At 73.0% G+C, this 21,710-nt stretch carries 19 protein-coding genes; 16 read left to right on the plus strand and 3 right to left on the minus strand.

Annotation, left to right across the window (positions count from 1 at the left end):
* Positions 1-277: 277 nt before the first annotated feature.
* The 6 genes from K6T13_RS05155 to K6T13_RS05180 are packed head-to-tail and all read left to right on the plus strand — an operon-like array spanning position 278 to position 7,427.
* The gene (locus tag K6T13_RS05155) at positions 278-1,702 is read left to right on the plus strand and encodes a uracil-xanthine permease family protein (RefSeq protein ID WP_222897455.1); all 1,425 of its coding nucleotides are present in this window, start codon (positions 278-280) and stop codon (positions 1,700-1,702) included.
* On the plus strand, positions 1,699-2,535 hold the full coding sequence (locus K6T13_RS05160) for an FAD binding domain-containing protein (RefSeq protein WP_222897456.1): 837 nt from the start codon (positions 1,699-1,701) through the stop codon (positions 2,533-2,535). Before K6T13_RS05155 ends, K6T13_RS05160 begins: the two co-directional genes overlap by 4 nt.
* Complete coding sequence (locus K6T13_RS05165) at positions 2,532-3,026, plus strand: (2Fe-2S)-binding protein (protein ID WP_222897457.1); 495 nt, start codon at positions 2,532-2,534, stop codon at positions 3,024-3,026. Before K6T13_RS05160 ends, K6T13_RS05165 begins: the two co-directional genes overlap by 4 nt.
* Positions 3,023-5,416 (plus strand): aerobic carbon-monoxide dehydrogenase large subunit, encoded by a 2,394-nt coding sequence (gene cutA, locus K6T13_RS05170; RefSeq protein WP_222897458.1) that lies wholly within the window; start codon positions 3,023-3,025, stop codon positions 5,414-5,416. The genes K6T13_RS05165 and cutA overlap by 4 nt, the downstream gene beginning before the upstream one ends.
* Positions 5,413-6,039 carry an SRPBCC family protein gene (locus K6T13_RS05175; RefSeq protein WP_222897459.1) on the plus strand — a complete coding sequence of 209 codons (627 nt, stop codon included), beginning with the start codon at positions 5,413-5,415 and terminating at the stop codon, positions 6,037-6,039. Before cutA ends, K6T13_RS05175 begins: the two co-directional genes overlap by 4 nt.
* Complete coding sequence (locus K6T13_RS05180) at positions 6,036-7,427, plus strand: amidase (RefSeq protein WP_222897460.1); 1,392 nt, start codon at positions 6,036-6,038, stop codon at positions 7,425-7,427. Before K6T13_RS05175 ends, K6T13_RS05180 begins: the two co-directional genes overlap by 4 nt.
* Here the strand turns inward: K6T13_RS05180 and K6T13_RS05185 are convergent.
* Entirely contained in the window at positions 7,367-8,041 is a 675-nt protein-coding gene (locus K6T13_RS05185; protein ID WP_222897461.1) for a hypothetical protein, read from the minus strand. The genes K6T13_RS05180 and K6T13_RS05185 overlap by 61 nt on opposite strands.
* Positions 8,042-8,193: 152 nt before the next feature.
* On the opposite strand from K6T13_RS05185, the gene K6T13_RS05190 reads away from it, so the two are divergent.
* The 3 genes from K6T13_RS05190 to K6T13_RS05200 all read left to right on the plus strand — a co-directional run bounded on the left by K6T13_RS05190 (position 8,194) and on the right by K6T13_RS05200 (position 12,338).
* Positions 8,194-10,284, plus strand: coding sequence for an ATP-binding protein (locus K6T13_RS05190; RefSeq protein ID WP_222897462.1), 2,091 nt, complete (start codon positions 8,194-8,196; stop codon positions 10,282-10,284).
* The gene (locus K6T13_RS05195; protein ID WP_222897463.1) at positions 10,281-10,661 is read left to right on the plus strand and encodes a response regulator; all 381 of its coding nucleotides are present in this window, start codon (positions 10,281-10,283) and stop codon (positions 10,659-10,661) included. Before K6T13_RS05190 ends, K6T13_RS05195 begins: the two co-directional genes overlap by 4 nt.
* A gap of 1,002 nt (positions 10,662-11,663) precedes the next feature.
* Positions 11,664-12,338, plus strand: a complete 675-nt coding sequence (locus K6T13_RS05200; RefSeq protein ID WP_249423944.1) for a lysophospholipid acyltransferase family protein — start codon at positions 11,664-11,666, stop codon at positions 12,336-12,338.
* On the opposite strand, the gene K6T13_RS05205 is transcribed toward K6T13_RS05200, so the two are convergent.
* The gene (locus K6T13_RS05205; protein WP_222897465.1) at positions 12,311-12,859 is read right to left on the minus strand and encodes a 2'-5' RNA ligase family protein; all 549 of its coding nucleotides are present in this window, start codon (positions 12,857-12,859) and stop codon (positions 12,311-12,313) included. The genes K6T13_RS05200 and K6T13_RS05205 overlap by 28 nt on opposite strands.
* A gap of 116 nt (positions 12,860-12,975) precedes the next feature.
* Between K6T13_RS05205 and K6T13_RS05210 the strand changes: the two genes are divergently transcribed.
* The 7 genes from K6T13_RS05210 to bar all read left to right on the plus strand — a co-directional run bounded on the left by K6T13_RS05210 (position 12,976) and on the right by bar (position 21,124).
* Positions 12,976-15,072: a hydantoinase/oxoprolinase family protein gene (locus tag K6T13_RS05210; RefSeq protein ID WP_222897466.1), complete on the plus strand. Its 2,097-nt coding sequence runs from the start codon at positions 12,976-12,978 to the stop codon at positions 15,070-15,072.
* Positions 15,069-17,003, plus strand: a complete 1,935-nt coding sequence (locus K6T13_RS05215; protein ID WP_222897467.1) for a hydantoinase B/oxoprolinase family protein — start codon at positions 15,069-15,071, stop codon at positions 17,001-17,003. Before K6T13_RS05210 ends, K6T13_RS05215 begins: the two co-directional genes overlap by 4 nt.
* Position 17,004: 1 nt before the next feature.
* Positions 17,005-17,490 carry a nucleoside deaminase gene (locus K6T13_RS05220; protein WP_222897468.1) on the plus strand — a complete coding sequence of 162 codons (486 nt, stop codon included), beginning with the start codon at positions 17,005-17,007 and terminating at the stop codon, positions 17,488-17,490.
* Positions 17,487-18,284 (plus strand): SDR family oxidoreductase, encoded by a 798-nt coding sequence (locus K6T13_RS05225; RefSeq protein ID WP_222897469.1) that lies wholly within the window; start codon positions 17,487-17,489, stop codon positions 18,282-18,284. The genes K6T13_RS05220 and K6T13_RS05225 overlap by 4 nt, the downstream gene beginning before the upstream one ends.
* A gap of 5 nt (positions 18,285-18,289) precedes the next feature.
* On the plus strand, positions 18,290-18,964 hold the full coding sequence (locus tag K6T13_RS05230; RefSeq protein ID WP_222897470.1) for a hypothetical protein: 675 nt from the start codon (positions 18,290-18,292) through the stop codon (positions 18,962-18,964).
* Between the two features lie 95 nt (positions 18,965-19,059).
* Complete coding sequence (locus tag K6T13_RS05235; RefSeq protein WP_222897471.1) at positions 19,060-19,992, plus strand: carbamate kinase; 933 nt, start codon at positions 19,060-19,062, stop codon at positions 19,990-19,992.
* A gap of 25 nt (positions 19,993-20,017) precedes the next feature.
* Complete coding sequence (bar, locus tag K6T13_RS05240) at positions 20,018-21,124, plus strand: barbiturase (protein ID WP_222897472.1); 1,107 nt, start codon at positions 20,018-20,020, stop codon at positions 21,122-21,124.
* Positions 21,125-21,134: 10 nt separating this feature from the next.
* Here the strand turns inward: bar and K6T13_RS05245 are convergent, their stop codons facing one another.
* On the minus strand, positions 21,135-21,674 hold the full coding sequence (locus K6T13_RS05245) for a TIGR03086 family metal-binding protein (RefSeq protein WP_222897473.1): 540 nt from the start codon (positions 21,672-21,674) through the stop codon (positions 21,135-21,137).
* Between the last annotated feature and the right edge of the window lie 36 nt (positions 21,675-21,710).

Here is a 21,710-nt window from a genome sequence, read left to right on the forward strand (position 1 = left end):
ACGCCACGGAACTACACGCTGGTCGAGCCTGTCGAGACCACCTCGACCGACGTGGCGTGGGGTCGAGGTGGCGTCGTACGCGCCGGGGGTTTCGAGGCTCGCTGGCGCTCGCACCTCAACCACCGGCCGCGTCCCACTTGTGCCTCGACCGGCGCGGCGCGCGACAACACGTGCCAGCGCCCACGGCGTTCCTTCGGCACTTGTCGCCGTCGAGGGTGTCCAATGGGCCGCACTACCTTGTGGTGCCTCGGGCCCACACGAAGTGCCAGGAGGGGTCATGTCAATGTTCAAGTGGGACGTCGTCGATCCGGCGCCCGGTGAGTCCGTAGCACCGCACCAGCGGCTGCCGTGGGGCAAGACGGTGGGCCTGGGCGCGCAGCACGTCGTGGCCATGTTCGGCGCCACCTTCGTGTTCCCGATCGTCATGGGGCTCGACCCCAACCTCGCCATCATGTTCTCGGGCATCTGCACGATCCTGTTCCTGCTGATCTGCAGCAACAAGGTGCCGAGCTACCTCGGCACCAGTGCCTCGTTCGTCGCCAGCGTGGCGGCGATCCGGGGGCTCGGCGGCGACTCCGCCGACGTCACCGGCGCGATCCTGCTGGGTGGCCTGGTGCTGGCCCTCGTCGGCGTCCTGGTCCACTTCTCCGGCGCTGGCATGATTCACCGGATCCTGCCCCCGGCGGTGACCGGTGCGGTCGTCATGCTGATCGGCTTCAACCTGGCCCCCGTCGTGGCGCAGATCTACTGGCCGCAGGACCAGTGGATCGCCCTGATCACGGCCACGTTCATGGTCGTCGCCGCGGTCATGCTCCCCGGCTTCTGGTCCCGCATCGCGGTGTTCCTCGCCCTCATCTTCGGCTACCTGCTGTCCTGGGTCGCCGACGGGCTCCTCGGCCCCATCACCTCCGTCCTGCCGACCAGCAACGGCGAGGCCGTCGAGCACGACCGCGTCAGCTGGGCCGGTGTCCAGGCCGCAGACTGGATCGGGCTCCCGAGCGGCACCCTCGCCGACGGCGTGTCCGCCGTCCACGGGCCCTCCTTCTCGCTGACCTTCTTCCTGCTCGTGCTCCCGGGCGTGATCGCGCTCGTGGCCGAGAACACCGGTCACGTCAAGGCGGTCGCGGAGATGACCGGCGAGGACCTCGACCCCTACATGGGGCGGGCCATCGGTGCCGACGGCCTGGCGACCGCGCTCGCCTCGTCGTTCGGCGGCTCGCCGACCACGACGTACGCCGAGAACATCGGCGTCATGGGCGCGACGCGCGTCTACTCCACCGCCGCCTACTACGTCGCCGCGGCCGTGGCGATCCTGCTGGGCCTGTGCCCCAAGTTCGGTGCCATCGTCAACGCGACGCCGGGCGGGGTGCTCGGCGGGATCACGCTGGTGCTCTACGGCATGATCGGACTCGTGGGCGCCAAGATCTGGGTCGAGAACAGGGTCGACTTCGGCAACCCCGTCAACATGGTCGGCCTGGCCGCCGGCATCATCGCGGGCGTCGGCAACGTGAGCCTGCAGATCACCGACGACTTCGAGCTGACCGGCATCGCCCTCGGCACGATCCTCGTCATCGTCTACTTCCACCTGGTCAAGGGCCGCACCGGTACGGGCGTCGGCGCAGTGACGCGCAACCTGAGCCACCCCGACTACGACGAGGGTGTCGACGACGTGGCCTCGAAGGGGGACCCCGACACCCGATGAAGCCAGCACCGTTCCGCTACCGCCGTCCGGGGAGCCTCGAGGAGGCGCTCGAGGCCCTGGCGGCGGAGCCGGGAGCCAAGGTGCTGGCCGGGGGCCAGAGCCTGGTCCCCCTGCTCAACATGCGGTTGGCGGCGCCACCGGCGCTGGTGGACATCAACGGGCTCCCCGACCTCGACCACGTCACGGTCTCCGACGACGGGGTCAGGGTCGGGGCGCTCGCCCGCCACGCCGACGTCCTCGCGCACGAGGGCGCCCGCGAGGCGCAGCCGCTGCTGGCCCGGGCGCTCTCCCACGTGGCGCACGCGACCATCCGCAACCGCGGCACCACGGTGGGCTCGATCGTGCACGCCGACGCCGCGGCCGAGATGCCGACGGTGCTGGCGGTCCTCGACGGTTCCGTCACGGTCGCGTCCGTGCGGGGCACACGCACCATCCCGGCCGCCGAGCTGTTCGCGGGACCCCTCGAGTCGACCCTGGCGGCCGACGAGGTCGCCACCGAGGCGTTCTTCCCGGCCCGTCGACCGGGGGAGGGTTCGGGCTTCGCCGAGATCGCCCGGCGTCACGGTGACTACGCCCTGGTCGGCGTCGCCGGCGTCGTACGTCGGGAGGGTGACCGGCTCGCCGAGGCGCGGCTGGGCTACCTCTCGGTCGACGACGTGCCCACCGTGGTCGACGTGACGGGTCTCGAGCCGGACGCCGCGGCCGACCGGGCGCTCGAGGTGCTCGAGCCCGAGGCCGACATCCATGCCACCGCCGCCTACCGCGCCCAGCTGGTGCGGGTCCTGACCCGGCGGGTGCTGGCGGCCGCCACCGACGACGCGGGACAGCCATGACCGAAGAGCTCCACGACCTCCGACTGATCGTCAACGGCGCCACCCACGCGGTGCGCGTGCCGGCCCGTCGGCTGCTCTCCGACGCGCTGCGTCACGACTGCGGCCTCACCGGCACCCACGTCGGGTGCGAGCACGGCGTGTGCGGTGCCTGCACCGTGCTGCTCGACGGCCGGGCGGTCCGCTCGTGCCTGGTGTTCGCCGTCTCCGCGGAGGGCGCCGACATCACCACGGTCGAGGGCCTGACCCGTGACGACGGCACGCTCGGTCCGGTCCAGCAGGCCTTCGCCGACTGCCACGGGCTGCAGTGCGGTTTCTGCACGCCCGGGTTCCTCACCACCATCACTGCCGGTCTGCGTGACAACCCCGATCCCTCCGAGGAGGAGGCCCGCGACATGATCGCCGGCAACCTGTGCCGCTGCACCGGTTACCAGAACATCGTGGCGGCCGTCCGCCGCGCCGCCGAGCTGGCCGCCGACGAGGAGCCCGCGTGACCACCAAGCTCTTCGGCAGCAAGGTCCCCCGGGTCGAGGACCAGCGGCTGCTGCGTGGCCAGGGCCGCTACGCCGACGACGTCCTGGTCGGCCAGCGGGTGCTCCACGCCGCGGTGCTGCGCTCCCCGCACGCCCACGCCCGCATCCTCGACATCGACGTCGGCGACGTGCTCGAGGTCGACGGCGTGCACGCCGTGTGGACCCACGAGGACCTGCAGGGCGCGATGGCCGAGCCGCTCCCGCTCCTGATCCCCCACCCGACGCTCACCCACGGCCGCACCCAGTACGCCCTGGCCCGCGACGAGGTCAACTACGTCGGCGAGGCCGTCGCGTTCGTCGTGGCCGAGGACCGCTACGTCGCCGAGGACGCGGTGACCCGGATCCGGGTCGACTACGAGGTCCTCGAGCCCGTCGTCGGCGTGGAGGCCGCCCGCGCGGCGCAGAAGGCGGTCCACGACGACGTCCCCGACAACGTCGCGGCCCGGATGGAGCAGGAGAACGGCGACGCGCGCGCCGCGATCGCGGACGCACCCCACACGCTCTCGCTCGACCTCACCATCGAGCGCTCGGCCTGCCAGCCCCTGGAGGGGCGCGGCGTCGTCGCCCGCTGGGACCCCGACCTGGGCCGGATGACGGTGTGGTCCTCGACGCAGACCTCCACCGGCGTACGCGGTTGCGTGGCCGCCAAGCTGGGCCTCGACCTGGGCCAGGTCGACGTCATCACGCCCGACGTCGGCGGCGGCTTCGGGGTCAAGATCAACCACCCGTGGCCGGAGGAGCTGCTGGTGCCCCTCGCTGCGCGGACCCTCGGCGTCCCGGTGCGCTTCACCGAGGACCGGCGCGAGCACTTCATCTCCTCCGCGCACGAGCGGGGCCAGGTCCACCACGTCGAGGTGGGCTTCGACGACGAGGGGCGGATCCTCGGCCTCGACGTGGAGTTCTGGCACGACCACGGCGCCTACATCCCCTACGGCCTGATCGTCCCGATCATCACCTCGACCCAGCTGCTGGGCCCCTACAAGCCGCAGAGCTACCGGGTGCGGTTCGAGAGCCTCTACACCAACACCGTGATGGTGACGCCCTACCGCGGGGCGGGCCGGCCGCAGGGCTGCTTCGTCATGGAGCGGACGATGGACGCGATCGCCGCCGCCCTGGGGCGCGACCGCACCGAGGTCCGTGCCGCCAACTTCATCCAGCCCGACGAGTTCCCCTTCGACCAGGGCCTGGTCTTCCAGGACGGGCGCGAGCTCGAGTACGACTCCGGCGACTACCCCGCCCTGCTCGACCGGCTCAAGGACCTCGTCGGGTGGGAGGAGTTCCCGGCCTTCCGCGAGGAGATGGCGGCGCAGGGACGGCGCGTCGGCATCGGCCTCGCCTGCTACGTGGAGGGGACCGGTGTCGGCCCCTACGAGGGTGCCCACGTCCACATCGAGACCTCCGGGAAGGTGAAGGTCGCCACCGGCCTGACCAGCCAGGGCCAGGGCCACCAGACGGCGTTCGCGCAGATCGTGGCCGACGAGCTGGGCGTGCCGTTCGAGCAGGTCGAGGTCACCACCGGCGACACGCGCCGGATGCCGTACGCCGTGGGGACCTTCGCCTCGCGCGCGGCGGTGATGAGCGGCTCGGCGATCCACCTGGCCGCCCAGCGCGCCAAGGAGAAGGCGCTCCGCATCGCGGCGGACGCGCTCGAGGCCGACGAGGCCGACCTCGAGCTGGTCGACGGCACGGTCCGGGTCCGCGGCACCGAGACCGGCATCGACCTCGGCACGGTGGCGGTGCTGTCCAACCCGTTGCGCTACGCCTTCGACGAGGCCTCCAAGGCCGCGACCCAGTTCTCCGTCGGTGATCCCGGCAAGCCGCCTGTCGCGGAGGACGACGAGCCGGGCCTGGAGGGCAAGGACTTCTACTCCCCGGAGCGGTCGACCTATGCGAGCGGGATGCACGCGGTGATCGTGGAGACCGACCCCGAGACCGCGGAGATCAGGATCCTCAAGTACGCCGTGGTCCACGACTGCGGCCACCTCATCAACCCGATGATCGTCGAGGGCCAGATCCACGGGGGGGTGGCGCAGGGGGTCGGCGGTGCGCTCTACGAGCGGATGGCCTACGACGAGTCGGGCCAGCTGCTCAACGCCTCCTTCATGGACTTCCTCATGCCCTACGTCACCGAGGTGCCGGCCGGCATCGACATCGACCACCTCGAGACGCCCTCCCCGCTCAACCCGCTCGGCATCAAGGGCGCCGGCGAGGCCGGGGTGATCCCGTCCGCGGCGGTCTTCGCGGCGGCGATCGAGGACGCCGAGGGGATCCCGATCACCGCGATGCCGATCTCGCCCTCGGAGCTCTTCGACCTACGGACCCAGCGACAGACGCAGCAGGAGACGACATGAAGTTCGCCGGAGAGAACACCCTGCACGCCCCGGTCGAGCAGGCCTGGGACGCCCTGCTCGACCCGGCGGTGCTGGTGCGCACCATCCCGGGCTGCGAGCGGCTCGAGGCGCTCCCGTCCGAGGCGGGGGAGAACGCCTACGCCATGACCGTCACCGCGGGCGTCGCCGCCATCCGCGGGACCTACTCGGGGACCTGCGTGCTCTCAGACCTGCAGCCCCACGAGTCGCTCGTGATGAAGCTCGACGGGGCCGGCGCCCCCGGCACGATCGGGGCCACGGTGCAGGTCAGGTTCCAGCCTTCGGGGGAGTCCACCACGGTGGCGTGGGACGCCGACGCGACCGTCGGCGGGATGATCGGTGGCGTCGGGCAGCGGATGCTCAGCTCGGTGTCGAAGCGGATGGCGGGCGAGTTCTTCGGCAACGTCGACGACGTCGTCACCGGCGCCGCGGGCCCTGGCGCACCCGAGGCCGCGGCGGCCTCCGCCACCACCGAGTCCGCGCCCGGGGTCTTCACCGCCCCGGCCCGTCCGGCGGCGGTGTCCTCGCAGCGCGACTTCCTCGCCGGGGTCGCCGTCGGCGCCGGCCTGGTGGCCCTCGGGGTGCTGCTCGGACGACGCCGGTGACCCTCACCGTCGACTCGCCGGCGCGCGAGCAGGCCGACGCCGTACGTCGCCGTGAGATCTCGGCGCGGGAGCTCCTCGAGCTCCACCTGGCCCGCATCGCCGAGCGCAACCCGCAGCTCAACGCGATCGTCTCCCTCGACGAGGAGCGGGCCCGCGAGGGCGCGACCGCCGCCGACGACCACCTCGCCCGCGGCCACCAGGTCGGCCCGCTCCACGGGCTGCCGATGGCCATCAAGGACACCCACGCGGTGGCCGGGTGGCGCACGACGTACGGCTCACCGCTCTTCGCCGACCACGTCCCGGACCGCGACGACCTGGTGGTGGAACGGATCCGGCGGGCCGGGGCGGTGCTGGTCGGGAGGACCAACGTGCCGGAGTTCGCCGCCGGCAGCCACACGTTCAACCGCGTCTTCGGGACCACCCGCAACCCGGTCGACCCGGAGCGGTCCGCCGGCGGGTCCAGCGGGGGAGCGGCCGCCGCGCTCGCCAGCGGCATGGTCCCCCTCGCCGACGGCTCCGACATGGGCGGCAGCCTGCGCAACCCGGCCTCGTTCTGCGGGGTGGTGGGGCTGCGGCCGAGCCTGGGCCGGGTGCCGACGTGGCCTGCTGCCAACCAGTGGGAGACGACCTCGGTCAGCGGGCCGATGGGGCGCACCGTCGCCGACGTGGCGCTGCTGCTGTCGGTGATGGCGGGCCCCGACCCGCGGGTGCCGTTGGCGCTCTCGCAGCCCGGCCACGTCTTCGCCCCGCCCGTCGCCGGGACCCTGGCCGGTCTCCGGGTCGGGTGGTCGGTGGACCTCGGCGGCCTGCTCGCCGTCGACGAGCGCGTCGCCAGCGTCCTGGCGTCGGTCGGGCACCTCCTCGTGGGTGCCGGGGCCCGCGTCTTCGAGGACCACCCCGACCTCTCGCTGGCCGACGACGCCTTCCGCACGCTGCGGGCCTGGCACTTCCAGGCCAGCTACGGCGAGCTGCTGCATCGTCATCCCGACGACATCAAGCCGTCCCTGGCCGACAACATCCGGGCGGGTGAACGCCTCACCGGTGCCGACGTCGCACGCGCCTTCGCCGCCCGCACCACGCTGGGCGAGGTCATGCGGGAGTTCTTCACCCGCTACGACGTGCTCGTGCTCCCGACCTCGCAGGTGCCGCCGTTCCCGGTCGAGCAGGAGTACCCCACCGAGATCAACGGCCGCCCCATGGAGTCCTACCTCGACTGGATGCGGTCGGCGTACGTCGTCACCGTGACCGGGTGCCCAGCCGTGTCGGTCCCGGCCGGCACCACCCCCGAGGGGCTACCGGTGGGCGTGCAGCTGGTCGCGCCGCACGGTCAGGACCGGCGGCTGCTCGAGGTCGCCGCGGCCTTCGAGCTGGCCCGCACCGGCGGCTGACCCCCCAGCGCCTCGAGGCCTCGACCCAGCAGCACCAGCCCGACCCCAGCGACGGCGACGCCGGCCGCCTCGCCGAGCTTCAGGCTGAACTCGGTGACCAGGAAGACCGCGATCCCCGCCACCCAGCAGGCGACGGGCAGCCACCCGGTGGCGCCCGCCCGGCGCAGCCCGATCCCGAGCAGCACCGGTCCGACCAGCAGGCAGGGCAAGGTGAGCAGCAGCACGACGAAGGCGGGGCCGCCGGCGTCGTCGAGGACCCGGACGGCGACCTCGCGCGGCACCTCGGGCGCGGTCAGTCGCAGGAAGAGCAGGTTGAACGCGCCGCGACCCGCGACGAGCCAGACGCCACCGAGGGCGACGAGCGCAGTGCCGACGCGCAACAGCCGGCCGCCCTGCCCGGACGCCTCGACGCGACGCGCGCCGGACAGCGCCGCGAGGACCAGCAGCATGCCTGCCGCGAGCAGCAGGGCGGTCGCCGCGCCCTCCGCGGTCGGCGATGCCGCCACCGCGTCGTACCGGGCACCGGTCGTCGTGCCCATGTCGGGCAGGGCCGCCTGCCCAGCGGTCCAGCAGCCAGCAGCTGCCGCGAACAGGGCCGTGGTCGTTCCGCGCATGCGTTCCCCTCCCGCGTGGGCGGCACCGGTACCGCCCCGTGTCAGCGTGACGGTAGACCGCGGACACGGGCGACGACGGCAGTTCGCGCGGGTTCTCGTGTCCTCGGGGCGAATCCCCTCCGGAACCGGCTCGCTGCCGTAGCGTGACACCCATGGGTGCCCCCCTGCCCCAGCGGACCCAACGCGTCGTCTTCGCGGTCGCCGTCCCCGCGGCCCTGACGGTCGTCGGGATCGCAGCCGCGCTCCTGGATCCCTCGGTGCCCCAGGCGACCCGGCAGTCCAGCAGCGGCATCCTGCTGCTCCTCGCGGGGGTGGCCGGGGGCGCGTGCAGCTACTACCGGGCCCGCCAGACCAGCGGCCGCCGCCGGCGGTCCTGGTTGCTCTTCGTCGCGGCCAGCGGGCTCGCCATCGCCTCCAACCTCTACGGCGTGCTCCTCGGCACCGACACCTCCATCGAGCCCAGCTCGGTCAGCGACTTCGGGATCGTGGGGGCCCTGCTGCTGGTGATCATCGGCCTGATCGGCTTCCCGGGCGTACGCCACAGCGGCTCCAGCCAGGTGATGGCGGTGCTCGACGGACTGGTTGCCGGCGGCGGGGTGCTGACCATCGTCGCGGTGCTCATCTACCCGAACCTGCTCGAGAGCGGCACCGCGGGCGCGGCCGCGTTCGCCGCCTCCCTGCTGATCCCGGTGCTGGACGTCGTGCTCATCACGGTGGCGCTGACCCTGCTCATCCGCGCCCACGGCCCGGACCGCCCCACGCTGGTGCTGATCGCCTCGGGCTTCCTCATGTACGGCAGCGCCGACCTCGCCTACGCCGTCCTGGTCTCCGAGGGCAGCTTCGACTTCGGGACCCGGCTGGACCTCGGCTGGATCGCCGGCTACCTCGTCGTCTCCCTGGCGGCGCTGCTGCCCAGCCGCGAGGCCGCGCCGGTGGACTCGCATCCCTCCAACACCCGCGGGTCCGTCCTCGTCTTCGGCGTCCTCCTGGTGGCGGGCGTGGTGCAGGTCCGCTTCGGCGAGCAGCTGCGCGGCAGCAACCTGGCGATCGTCTGGCTGCTGCTGGTGCTGCTCGCCGGCGTCCGGCAGGCGATCCTGTCGGTGGTCAACGACTCCCTGCGCCGAGGGCTGCAGCGGCGTGTGGACGAGCAGACCGCGGACCTGGCCCGGCTCGCCGCACAGAACGAGCTGCTGCTCACCTCGGTCGGCGACGGGATCTACGGCGTGGACCGCTCCGGCCGGATCAGCTTCGTCAACCCGTCCGCTGCCGAGGCGCTGGGCTTCCGGACCGACGAGCTGCTCGGGCGCGAGGCGCACGGACTCTTCCACAGCGACCACGACGTGGAGGAGTGCTACGTGCACCTGGCGGTCCATGCCGCAACGGCGGGCAGCGACATCGAGGACGAGTACCGGCGGGTCGGGGAGCGGGCGTTCCCCGTGGAGGTGACCGCGAGCCCGCTGGTGCACCGCGAGGGCGAGGACCCCGTGGGAGCCGTGGTCGTGTTCCGCGACGTCACCCAGCGCCGTGAGGTCGAGCGGATGAAGAACGAGTTCCTCTCCGTGGTCAGCCACGAGCTGCGGACGCCGCTCACCTCCATCCGGGGTTCGCTGGGGCTGCTGGCCGGGGGTGCGGTCGGCGAGCTCGACCCGCGCGCCGCGGCCATGGTGAGCGTGGCGTCCGAGAGCAGCGAGCGGCTCACCCGGCTGATCAACGACCTGCTCGACATGGAACGGATCACAGCCGGCGGCCGGGCGCTGCGGCTGACCGCCGTGGACGCGGGCGATCTGGTCCGCTCCGCCGTGGCCCAGATGGAGGGCGCGGCCGTCCCGCGCGACGTCGTCGTCAGTGCCGGCCCGAGCGAGGGTCGGGTGCTGTGCGACGAGGACCAGGTGCTGCAGACGCTGGCCAACCTGCTCGGCAACGCCATCAAGTTCTCGGAGGCAGGCGGCGAGGTGGTGGTCAGCGCCGCCGTCGAGGGCGAGCACGTGCTGTTCCGGGTGCGCGACCAGGGGCGGGGGATCCCCGGCGACAAGCTCGGCCTGATCTTCGAGCCGTTCGCCCAGGTCGACTCCTCCGACGCCCGGGAGAAGGGCGGCACCGGGCTCGGCCTGGCCATCTGCCGGGCCATCGTCGACCACCACGGTGGCCGGATCTGGGCCGAGAGCCGACCCGGCCAGGGGACGACGATGCTCTTCACCCTCCCGGCCGCGACCGGCGACCGGGTGCCCGAGGTGCTGGCGTGAGCAGTCGCCGGGTCATGGTCGTCGACGACGACGAGTCGATCCGGATGGTGGCCTCCGTGGCGCTGGAGTCGATCGGCGGCTGGCAGGTGCTCTCCGCCGACTCCGGACAGGCCTGCCTGGCGATGGCTCCCGGCCCGGGCATCGACGCGATCCTGCTGGACGTGATGATGCCGGGCCTCGACGGGCTGACCACGTTCCGGCTCCTGCAGGCCGACCCGGCCACGCGCGACATCCCGGTCGTGCTCGTGACGGCCAAGCTCGCCTACGGCGAGCACCCCGACTGGGAGGGCCTGGCCGTGGCGGGAGTGATCGCCAAGCCCTTCGACCCCATGACCCTGGCCCGGGAGGTGGGCGACCTGCTCGGGTGGAACGACTGACCGGCATCCACAGCGGGCTGTGGACAAGATGTGGACGCCGGGGCCGTTGCTGGGGACGAGCCGCTCCATGCTGGGGACGACGCGCCGGAACCCGGAGTACGTGAAGAAAAGGTCGCCGAACCCCTTGTGGCAGCGGGGTTCCGCAACGTAGAACTTCACCCACGCCGACCCGAGAGGGGTGGCGGGACGAGCTCGGAGACGAGGGTCCGTCCGGCGGCAGCTGCTTCGGCGGCAGGCCGCCGCGGCCGCCAGGTGATGTGGTGGCCGGGACCGGGACCTCCGAGCACGTCGACCGGGAGCATCACCAGTACCGGTCGCAGCGCGCGGAGGAGTCGGGCTCAGCCCGCCGTCCTCCCGCGATCCGGAGGGCCCTCGTGACTCATACTCACGAGGGCCCTTCGCCGTTCCCGGAGCCAGGCGACCCGGTGCCGTCGTCCGGTCGGGGAAATCGTCCCACGAGCCCCGCCGGGGCTGTCCAGTCCAGCGTGCCATCGATCCACAGGGCGTCGGCAGCGCTGTGGAGGGAGCCGGCCATCTTGTGGGGAACCCCGGTGCCGCCTGGGGACGACACGCCGGAACCCGGAGTACGTGAAGAAATCTCCGCGAGACCCCTTGTGGCACGGGGGTTGCAGGGCATAGAACTTCTCCCACGCCGACCTGCGAGGGAAGGCGGGATGGCTCGGAGACGAGGGTCCATCGGGCGGCAGCCGGTACGCCGGCGGGCCGCCGCGGCCGCCAGGTGACGGGGCGACCGGGACCCGCGTCGAGGAGTGCATCGACCGGGAGCGTCACCAGTACCGGTCAGCGGTGCCGCCGCAAGCCTTCGGGCCGAGGCCGACACCGTCGGAAGGGCCCTTGTAGCTCATACCTATGAGGGCCCTTCTCCTATTTCCGCGGACCCCCTGTCGCGGAAACCCGGTGGTCGGCGGGGTCCCGCGCGCCCGAGGTCCCCAGCGTGCCGGACTCCGTCGACCTCCTCCGCCGGGGTGCCATGATGAGCCGGTGACGGCGACGTACCGCGTGCTCCACTCGATCGTGCCGCCGGTGCTCCGGGCGGTGTGGCGACCGACCGTGACGGGCCTCGACCTCGTCCCCCGGACCGGACCGGTGATCCTCGCCAGCAACCACCTGAGCTTCGTGGACAGCGTCGTCATCCCGTGCGTCGTCCCGCGCAAGGTCGTCTTCCTCGCCAAGTCCGACTACTTCACCGGCACCGGCGTCCGCGGCACCGTCCGGCGGCTGTGGTTCGAGGGGATCGGGATGCTGCCGGTCGACCGTGACGACAGCCGCGCCGCCCTCGCGAGCCTCGACACCGCCCTGGAGGTGCTCGGCCGGGGTGAGGCCTTCGGCATCTACCCCGAGGGCACCCGGTCGCGCGACGGGCGCCTCTACCGCGGCCGCACCGGCGTGGCGCACCTGGCGCTCACCGCGGGCTGCCCGGTCGTGCCGGTGGGCCTGCAGGGGACCCAGGACATCCAACCCGTCGGGTCGAGCCGCCCCCGGCTGGCCGACGTCACGGTGCGGTTCGGGGAGCCGCTGGACTTCACCGGCCGGTTCGACGGGGTGCCCTCGGGTCGCGCCCGTCGGGAGGCGACCGACGAGATCATGGCTGCCATCGCGCGGCTGTCCGGCCAGGAGCAGGCCGGGACCTACAACGAGCGCTCGCTCGGGGTCTGACCCTCCACCGCGTGGACGTCCCACGCCTCCCCGGCCTCGTCGTCCCAGCGGCGCAGCCGCAGGGCCGTGGCGGTGAAGGGAGGTGCCGCGCCGGCGAGCGCGAGCGCCCGCGGGAGGTCGTCGTCCGTGACCCCCCGGGCCAGGGTCAGGTGGGGAACCCACTGACCGGGCAGGGTCAGCGGTGACCCACCGGGCCCGAGCACGGCGTGCACGTGCTCGTGGAGCTCGAGCAGCGGGCGGTCGACGACCACGTGGCGGGCCACCACCCACCGCTGACGGGCGCGGAAGAGCACGAGCGAGCCGATGCGGACCTCCAGCGGGAGCCGGGCGGCGACCACGGCCAGGCCCGCCTCCGCCGCGGCGGGCACCGCGTCGCGGCTGTCCAGCGTGAGGTGGGGCCGGTTGCTGGGCGCCGTGTGCCGCGCCAGGCTCGGCAGCCCGGCGTCGCGCAGCTCCTCCCACGCGGCCCGGACCCGGGCCTCGCTCGGGCGGTCGAAGGTCACGTCCAGCGCCTGCACCATGCCCACATCCCAGCACGCCGGCTGCGGCGGGGCTGGCAGGTGCTGACAAGCGGATGGGGGTCCGTCGGCAGGATGTGCCGTCGCAGACCGGCGCGCCGAACGGTTGAATCGTCGGCATGGCGCAGCGGATCCGGATCGGCATCGACACCGGAGGCACCTTCACCGACGTGGTCGCGGTCGACGAGACCACGGGTGAGGTGGTCACCACGAAGACACCCTCCACCCCGGCCAACCCCGCTGACGGCTTCCTGGCGGGCATCGAGAAGGTGCTCGACCTCCTCGCTGCCGGCGGCGGGTCGATCAGCGCGGTCTGCCACGGCACCACGGTCGCCACCAACCAGCTGCTGGAGGGCAAGGTCGACCGGCTCGGTTACGTCACGACCACGGGCTACGAGGCGATGCTGGAGATCGCGCGGCAGTCGGTGCCCGACGGCTACGGCAACTCCTACTTCTGGGTGAAGCCGGACCGCATCGTCCCTCGCGACCTGGTGCGCGGCGTCGAGGGCCGCCTCGACTTCACCGGCGAGGAGGTGCGGCCCTTCGACGAGGACGGTGCGCGCGAGGTGGCCCGCTGGTTCCGCGACCGCGGCATCACCACCCTCGGTGTCTGCTTCCTGCACGCCTACGCCAACCCCGACCACGAGCTGCGGATGCGGGAGGTCATCGCCGAGGAGCACCCCGAGGCTGTGGTCTCCATCAGCAGCGAGGTGCTGCGCGAGTACCGCGAGTACGAACGGGCGATGACCACGCTGGTGGACGCCGCGGTGAAGCCGCGGCTCGCGGCGTACGTCACCAACATCACCGAACGGCTCGCCGCCGAGCACCAGCAGGACGGGCAGCGGCCGATCCCGTTCTACGTCATGAAGTCCAACGGCGGCGTGCTCAGCGCGGAGGAGGTGGTCCACCAGCCCATCACCACCGTGCTCTCCGGCCCGGCGGCCGGCGCGCTGGGCGCCGCGCTGATCGCGAAGGTCGCGGGCTTCGACAAGGTGCTCACCAGCGACGGTGGCGGAACCTCCACCGACGTCTCAATCGTCATCGACGGCGAGCCCACCCTGACCACGGAGGGCAGCGTCGGGGTCTACCCGTCGAAGATCCCCATGATCGACGTCGTCACCGTCGGGGCGGGCGGCGGGTCGATCGCCCACCTCTCGCCGGAGGGCACCCTGAAGGTCGGACCCCAGTCGGCGGGCGCCGACCCCGGGCCGCTCTGCTACGCGAAGGGCGGCACCGACGTGACGATCACGGACGCCCACGTGGTCCTGGGGAGGATCCCGCCCCACCTGCTCGGGGGTGAGATCCCGCTCGACACCGAGGCCGCGCGCCGGGGGGTCGAGGAGCTGGCCGACCGGCTCGGGCTGAGCCCGGAGGCGGCCGCGGTGGGCGTGCTGGAGATCTCGGCCTGGAACCAGGCCAACGCCCTGCGCCAGGTGACGGTCAAGCGGGGGCTCGACGTCCGCGACTTCGCGCTCGCCACCTTCGGCGGGTCCGGATCGCTGCTGCTGTGCCGGCTCATGGACATCCTCGGCATCCCCACCGTGCTGGTACCGCCGGACCCGGGCAACGTGTCGGCGTTCGGCCTGCTCACCGTCGACGTCAAGAACGACTACGTCCAGACCCATGTCAGCCTCGCCGAGACGCTCGAGGTCGCCGAGGTCGCGCGGGTCTACGCCGACCTGGAGTCGCGGGCCGCCGCCGCGCTGCGGACCGAGGGGTTCCCCGAGGAGGAGCACCGCTTCGACCGGACCGCCGACCTGCGCTACTTCGGGCAGGCCTTCGAGGTCCGGGTGCCGGTGCCGACCGGCGAGTTCGACGACCGCACCGCCGCCGCCGTGGTGGAGGCCTTCCACGCCGAGCACCGCGGCCTCTACGGCTACGACTTCGCCCACGACGACAGCCAGCACGTCGAGTGGGTCAACCTGCGGGTCTCGGGCATCGGCCCCATCCAGCGACCCGAGATCCGGAAGGCGGAGGCGTCGCCGCCCGCCGAGGTGCGCGGCGAGCGGCGCCGCGCGGTCTGCTTCGAGGCCGCCGACGGGTACGTCGACACCCCGGTCGTCTGGCGCCCCGACCTGGCCGCAGGGACGACGCTGACCGGCCCGGTCATCATCGAGGAGTACGGCTCCACGGTCCCGGTCCACCCCGGGTTCGCGGTCCGGGTCGACGACTACCGCAACCTCATCGTCACCCGCGAGGAGAGGAACGAGCCGTGAGCAACCGATCCCGCAGGGTCCCGACCCAGTTCCCCTACGGCCACCTCACCGACGACGCCGGTGCCGGCGCCGACCCGGTCCTGACCGAGATCGTGCAGGGCACGCTGGCCAGCGTCGAGATGGAGGTCGAGACCGCCATCGCCCGCACCTCGCGCAGCCCGATGATCCGGGACGCCCACGACTTCCGCGCGGGTATCCACGACCGCCTCCTGCGCAAGCTCACCGGCCGCTCGTACTCCGCCCTCGTCCACCCGGTGGCGCGCGACTTCCCGATCGCGGAGATGCGGGAGGGTGACGTCTTCTTCCACAACGACGTCTACCGCTCCGAGGGCGGCATCGGCCACCTGCCGGACCTGTGCGTCACGGTGCCGGTGTTCGCCGGCCCCGCGGGGGAGCGGGCGGTCGTCGCCTTCGTCCAGGCCTTCGGCCACCACGACGACATCGGCGGCGCGGTGCCCGGCTCGATGCCGAGCCAGGCCACCAGCGTCTTCGAGGAGGGCCTGATGGTCCCCCCCATCCGGTTGTGGGACCAGGGCCGCCCCAACCGGAGCGCGCTGGCGATCATGACCCGCAACTCCCGGATGCCGGAGTCGCTGGCCGCCGACCTCGACGCCGAGTGCTCGGCCTGCCTCATGGGCGCCCGGCGGCTGGGGGAGATGTTCGACCGGTACGGCGTGGCGGCGGTCGAGTCGTGCTTCGACGCCATCCTGTCGCGCACCACCGAGACCTACCGGCGGGAGATCCTGGCCAAGATCCCTGTCGGCACCTGGACGTGGGAGGACTACGCCGAGCACGACGGCGTGGACGAGCCGCGGCTGCACGCGCAGCGGATCACCCTGACCCGCACCGCCCCCGACGACCCCGACGGCGAACGGCTGGTGCTCGACTTCGACGGCACCGGCCCGCAGGCGAAAGGACCGATCAACCACTGCGGCGACTACAGCGACGGGGTCTTCCTCAAGAAGTGGCTGGCACCCATCCTGCGCAACCTCGCCGACACCCCGGAGCGGATGGCCGAGCTCGACGTCAACGAGGGGGTCGTGCCCCTCATCGAGATGCGGTTCCCCGAGCCGGGCACCCTGCTCACGCCCGTCTTCCCGGCGCCGACCAACGCCCGGACCTTCGTGATCCTGCGGCTGCTCGGTGTGCTGGCCGGGGTCGTGGCGAAGGCGGTCGACGGGCGGATGCCGGCCGACCAGGAGACCATCCGCTACACCGGCGTCTACGGCGAGGACCGCGAGGGCCGCCCCTACCTGATGCGCGAGGTGCTCGGGGGCGGCTCCGGTGGCCGCTACTACGCCGACGGCGAGGACACCATCCACGTCGTGCCCGACTCCCGGAACCTCCCCAGCGAGTTCACCGAGTCCCGCTTCCCCTTCCTCGTCGAGTCGCTGTCGCTCGCGGTCGACTCGGGCGGCGCCGGGGAGTTCCGCGGCGGTCTCGGCTACGAGAAGCACATCCGGATGCTCAAGGACGCCCACTTCATGTCGATCGCCGACCGCTCGATCCTCGCGTGCTGGGGGGTGAGGGGTGGCCGCGCCGGCGCACCGTTCCAGGTCACCGTCGACCCCGGCGGACCCCACGAGCGCGACGTGGACGCCCTGGCCGACGCCGAGCCGGTGAAGGCCGGTGAGGTGATCCGGATCCGCACCACCGGCGGCGGCGGCTGGGGCGACCCGCTGCGCCGTGAACCGGAGCTGGTGGTGCGCGACGTCGTGTGGCGCAAGGTCTCGCCGGAGGCGGCGCTGCGCGACTACGGCGTGGTGCTCACCGGATCGGTCGAGGGTGACGACCTGGCGCACGACGCCACCGCCACCGAGGCGGAGCGGGCCGGCCGTACCGTCGAGGCCGACGCGCCCTTCTTCGACCGGGGCCCGGGCTACGCCCGGCTGGCCGACGGGGCGGCGTACGCCGACGTGGACCGGGTCTGACGTGGCGCTCGACGACACCGACCTCGCGCACCTGCGCCGGTGCGTCGCGCTGGCCCGTGAGGCCCTCGACGACGGCGACGAGCCCTTCGGGTCGGTCCTGGTCGACGCCGCCGGCGAGGTCCGGTTCGAGGACCGCAACCGGGTCAAGGGCGGCGACCACACCCGCCACCCCGAGCTCGCGATCGCCCGGTGGTCCGCCGCCCACCTCGCTCCCGCCGAGCGCGCGGCGGCGACCGTCTACACCTCGGGCGAGCACTGCCCGATGTGCGCGGCGGCCCACGGCTGGGTGGGCCTCGGTCGCGTCGTCTATGCCGTGTCGGCCGCACGGCTCAGCGCCTGGCGCGAGGAGTGGGGGCTGCCACCCGGGGCGGTCCGGCCGCTGCCGATCGGCGAGGTGGCGCCCGGTGTGCCCGTCGACGGACCCGCGGCCGAGCTGGAGGCCGAGATGCGGGAGCTCCACCACCGCAGCGTGGCGACCGGGCCGTGACCACCACGGTCGCCGTGGTCGGGGGCTCCGGCAAGACCGGCCGGGTGGTCCGTGCGGCGCTCACGCACCGCGGGGCCGCGTCGTTCCCCACCGGCCGCGACGACTGGGACGCCCTCGCCCGCGCGCTGGCACCGGCCGACCGGCTCTACCTGGTGGCGCCCAACCTGCACCCCGACGAGCCGGCGTACGTCGCCGCGGTGCTCGAGGCGGCGCACGCGGCCGGGATCGAGCGGGTGGTCTACCACTCGGTCGCCGCTCCGCACGCACCCGCGATGCCCCACCACCTCGCCAAGGCCGAGGCGGAGGACCTGGTCCGCCGGTCGGGGCTGGGCTGGACGGTGCTGCAGCCGGGTGCCTACGTGCAGAACCTGCCGCTGGACGGCAGCCCGGTCCGCGTCCCCTACCGGGCCGACGTGCCGTTCGGCTTCGCACACCTCCCCGACGTCGGGGAGGCCGCCGCTGCGGTCCTGCTGGGGGAGGGGCACGAGGGCGCGACCTACGAGCTCGCCTCCTTCCGGGCCAGCGTGGCGGAGGTCGCGGGGGTGGTGGGCGCCCCGGTCGAGGTGCTGACCCCCGAGGCGTGGGCCGCCGGCGAGGGAGCCGGGCTGGACGCACGTCGTCGCACGTGGCTGCTCGCGATGTTCGCCTACTACGACCAGCACGGCCTGCCGGTCGGGACCGGGCCGATTTCGCTGCTGCTGGGCGGGCCGCCGACCCCGCTGCGGGCAGCGTGCTCCTTGAAGGGCGACCCGGCGCGACGCACGATGGACAGAGGCCCGGAACCGACGAGGTGAGGCCCATGCCCACGGCCGACCCGCTGCAGCGCAGCATCCAGCACACCCACGACGATCTCGCGGGCCGCCTCGAGCGGGCGAGCGCCGGTGTCGCCACGCTCGAGGAGCCGCGCAAGGACTACGAGGAGATCGACACCTTCCTCGCGACCGCGAGCCGCCACCTCGGCGCCGTCGACGCGGTCCTGCTCCCCCTGGCCCACCAGGAGCTGGAGGACGCCCACCGGGCCACCCACGACTACCTGGACGCCGCCCGCCACCTCGAGGTGGTGCTGGCCCACGTGAAGGCCCGTGCCTATGGATCGGTCTACGAGACCGGGTTCCGCTGGGACGAGGTGTGGGGCGACGTCCGGGCAGCGCTGGCCGATCACCGGGAGCAGGAGCTCGAGCTCGCGCGGCGGCTGGGCCTGGTCCTCGACCACGCCGAGCTCGACGCCGTGGCCGCGCAGCTGCACCACGCCGAGCCGTCGGCGCCGACGCGGCCGCATCCGTACGTCCCGCACACCGGGTTCCCGGGGCTGGTCGCGCGCAAGGTGATGCACGCTGCCGACCTGTTCTGGGACGCGGTGGAGGGCCGCATGGTGCCCACGCCCGCTCGCCCGCGGCGACGCGACCCCGGTCTGGTGGCCCAGTACTTCCTGGCGGACCCCCGCTTCGACCCGGAGGAGCAGCCCAAGGGCTGAGCACGACGGCCTTGGCAACACCTGCCAGCGGACGTCGGTGCGCTTGGAAGGAGTTGCTGTCGTCGCCCGGGGGCGGCACTCACTAGGTTCGAGCCATGAGGGTGCTGCTGGCACTGGGCGGCAACGCCATGGCCAACGACGAGGGTCGCGTCCGCGTCGAGGACCAGCAGGCCGCCGCGGCGGTCGCGATGCGGGCCGTCGCCGAGCTGATCGCCGCCGGCGCTGACGTGGTGCTGACCCACGGCAACGGCCCGCAGGTGGGCAACCTGCTGGTCAAGAACGAGATCGCCGCGGCCGTGGTGCCACCCGTCCCGCTCGACTGGTGCGGGGTGCAGACCCAGGCCACCCTCGGGTTCACCCTGATGAACGCGCTCGACAACGAGCTCTCCGGCCGGGGCATCGAGCGCCCGACGGCCACCGTGGTGACCCGGACCCGGGTCGCGGCCGACGACGCCGGGCTGAGCGCCCCCACCAAGCCGATCGGTCGCTACCTCCCCGAGGACGAGGCCCGGCCCCTGATGGAGCACGGGCAGGTCTGGGAGGACCGCGGCGAGCGCGGCTGGCGCCGGGTGGTCGCCTCCCCGGAGCCCCTGGAGATCCTCGACGCCGGCGCCATCCGCTGCCTCGTCGACGCGCGGTACGTCGTGGTCGCCGCCGGCGGTGGCGGCGTCCCCGTCGTGCGCGAGGACGGTGGGCTGCGGGGTGTCGAGGCGGTCATCGACAAGGACCTCGCCGCCGCCCTGCTCGCGGCGACCGTGGACGCCGAGGTGCTCGTCATCGCCACCGACGTGCCGCACGCCGTGCTCCGCTTCGGTCAGCCCGACGCCGAGGAGCTCGGCCGGGTGAGTGTGTCGGCGATGCGCGACCACCTGCGGGAGGGTCACTTCGGCAGCGGCTCGATGGGCCCCAAGGTGGAGGCCGCCTGCCGCTTCGTGGAGCAGGGCGGGCGCCACGCCGCCATCACCCGTCTCGACCGGATCCTCGACGCGGTCGAGGGCCGCGCCGGGACCCTCGTCGTCCCCGACTGAACGCCCAACCGAGAGGAAAGCACCCATGCCCAGCGCCATCGAAGTCCGCAAGGTCCCCATCCACTCGGTCGCGGACGCCTCCGAGCTGACGCGGCTCATCGAGGACGGGGTGATGGCCGCGGACCGCGTCATCGCGATCATCGGCAAGACCGAGGGGAACGGTGGGGTCAACGACTACACCCGGATCATCGCCGACCGCGCGTTCCGCGAGGCCCTCGTCGAGCAGGGCGCCGACCCCGAGGCGGTCGCGGAGATCCCGATCGTGTGGTCGGGCGGCACCGACGGCGTGATCAGCCCCCACGCGACGATCTTCGCGACGACCGACGTGGCCGACGACGACCCCTCCAAGCAGGAGATGCGGCTGACGGCGGGCTTCGCCATGAGCGAGCAGCTGCTGCCCGAGGACATCGGCCGGACCGCGATGGTGAGCAAGGTCGCCGACGCGGTCAGGGTGGCGATGGAGCGGGCCGGGATCGACGACCCGGCCGACGTCCACTACGTCCAGACCAAGACCCCGCTGCTGACCATCCACACCATCCGCGACGCCAAGAGCCGCGGCAAGACGGTCTGGACCGAGCACACGCACGAGTCGATGGACCTCTCCAACGGCTGCACGGCGCTCGGCATCGCCGTCGCCCTCGGCGAGATCGACATGCCCCGCGACGAGGACGTCATGCACGACCGGTCGCTCTACTCCGCGGTGGCGTCGTGCTCCTCGGGCGTCGAGCTCGACCGCGCGCAGGTGGTCGTGGTCGGCAACGCCACCGGCGTGGGCGGTCGCTACCGGATCGGGCACGCGGTGATGGAGGACGCGCTGGACCAGGACGGCATCTGGGCCGCGATCCGCGACGCGGGCCTCGAGCTGCCCGAGCGGCCCCACACCTCCGACCTCGACGGCCGGCTGGTCAACGTGTTCCTGAAGTGCGAGGCCTCCCAGGACGGGGAGGTGCGCGGACGTCGCAACGCGATGCTCGACGACTCCGACGTCCACTGGCACCGCCAGATCAAGGCGTGCGTCGGCGGGGTCACCGCGGCGGTCACGGGTGACCCGGCGGTGTTCGTGTCGGTGTCGGCGGCCCACCAGGGGCCCGAGGGTGGCGGCCCGGTGGCTGCCATCGTCGACGTGGGCTGAGCGCCGGGGCTCAGGCGACCTCGCGCCCGGCGAAGGCCGCCAGCCGTTCGTAGGGGTCGGCGTCGGCGGGAGCCTGCTGCTCGGCGGCGAAGGCCTGGCCCCGGTTGTCCGGTGTCAGGACCCGCGACATGTAGGCGTAGCCCCGCTCTGCCACCTCGGGATCGAGCCGGTCGGTCCGGCGACCGAGGGCCTTGGCGAGGTCGTAGCCGTGGAGCGCGAACTCGGCGGTCTGCCAGTCCACCGCCTCGGGCGAGGCGTCCTCGCCCTCTTGGTGCCAGTGGTGGATGAGGTCGTCGGCCGACTCCCGGAAGGTCTCCGCCCAGCCGTGCTCGGGCGGGGCCGGGTTGGTCGAGAAGTCGGGCTCACCGCCCTCGGCCATCTCGAGGAAGCGGCGCGGACCGGCCAGCACGTGGGCCACCAGCTGGCCCACCGCCCAGCCCGAGCAGGGGGTCGGTCGCCCGAGCTGGTCCTCGTGGACCGCGGCGATGAGGTCGCCCATCTGGTCGAGGGCACGGTTGAGCATGATCACGGAGTCGGTGGCCTCGGACATCTCTCGTCTCCCTTCGCGGTCCCTGCGCTGTCACTT

This window comes from Nocardioides coralli (assembly GCF_019880385.1).
GTDB lineage: Bacteria > Actinomycetota > Actinomycetes > Propionibacteriales > Nocardioidaceae > Nocardioides > Nocardioides coralli.

Bases quoted from the DNA above. Each gene is read 5' to 3' on its own strand.
- K6T13_RS05235 (WP_222897471.1), top strand. From the start codon at position 19,060: ATGAGGGTGCTGCTGGCACTGGGCGGCAACGCCATGGCCAACGACGAG.
- K6T13_RS05175 (WP_222897459.1), top strand. From the start codon at position 5,413: ATGAAGTTCGCCGGAGAGAACACCCTGCACGCCCCGGTCGAGCAGGCC.
- K6T13_RS05165 (WP_222897457.1), top strand. From the start codon at position 2,532: ATGACCGAAGAGCTCCACGACCTCCGACTGATCGTCAACGGCGCCACC.
- K6T13_RS05160 (WP_222897456.1), top strand. From the start codon at position 1,699: ATGAAGCCAGCACCGTTCCGCTACCGCCGTCCGGGGAGCCTCGAGGAG.
- bar (WP_222897472.1), top strand. From the start codon at position 20,018: ATGCCCAGCGCCATCGAAGTCCGCAAGGTCCCCATCCACTCGGTCGCG.
- K6T13_RS05205 (WP_222897465.1), bottom strand. From the start codon at position 12,859: ATGGTGCAGGCGCTGGACGTGACCTTCGACCGCCCGAGCGAGGCCCGG.
- K6T13_RS05155 (WP_222897455.1), top strand. From the start codon at position 278: ATGTCAATGTTCAAGTGGGACGTCGTCGATCCGGCGCCCGGTGAGTCC.
- K6T13_RS05210 (WP_222897466.1), top strand. From the start codon at position 12,976: ATGGCGCAGCGGATCCGGATCGGCATCGACACCGGAGGCACCTTCACC.
- K6T13_RS05245 (WP_222897473.1), bottom strand. From the start codon at position 21,674: ATGTCCGAGGCCACCGACTCCGTGATCATGCTCAACCGTGCCCTCGAC.
- K6T13_RS05230 (WP_222897470.1), top strand. From the start codon at position 18,290: ATGCCCACGGCCGACCCGCTGCAGCGCAGCATCCAGCACACCCACGAC.
- K6T13_RS05185 (WP_222897461.1), bottom strand. From the start codon at position 8,041: ATGCGCGGAACGACCACGGCCCTGTTCGCGGCAGCTGCTGGCTGCTGG.
- K6T13_RS05190 (WP_222897462.1), top strand. From the start codon at position 8,194: ATGGGTGCCCCCCTGCCCCAGCGGACCCAACGCGTCGTCTTCGCGGTC.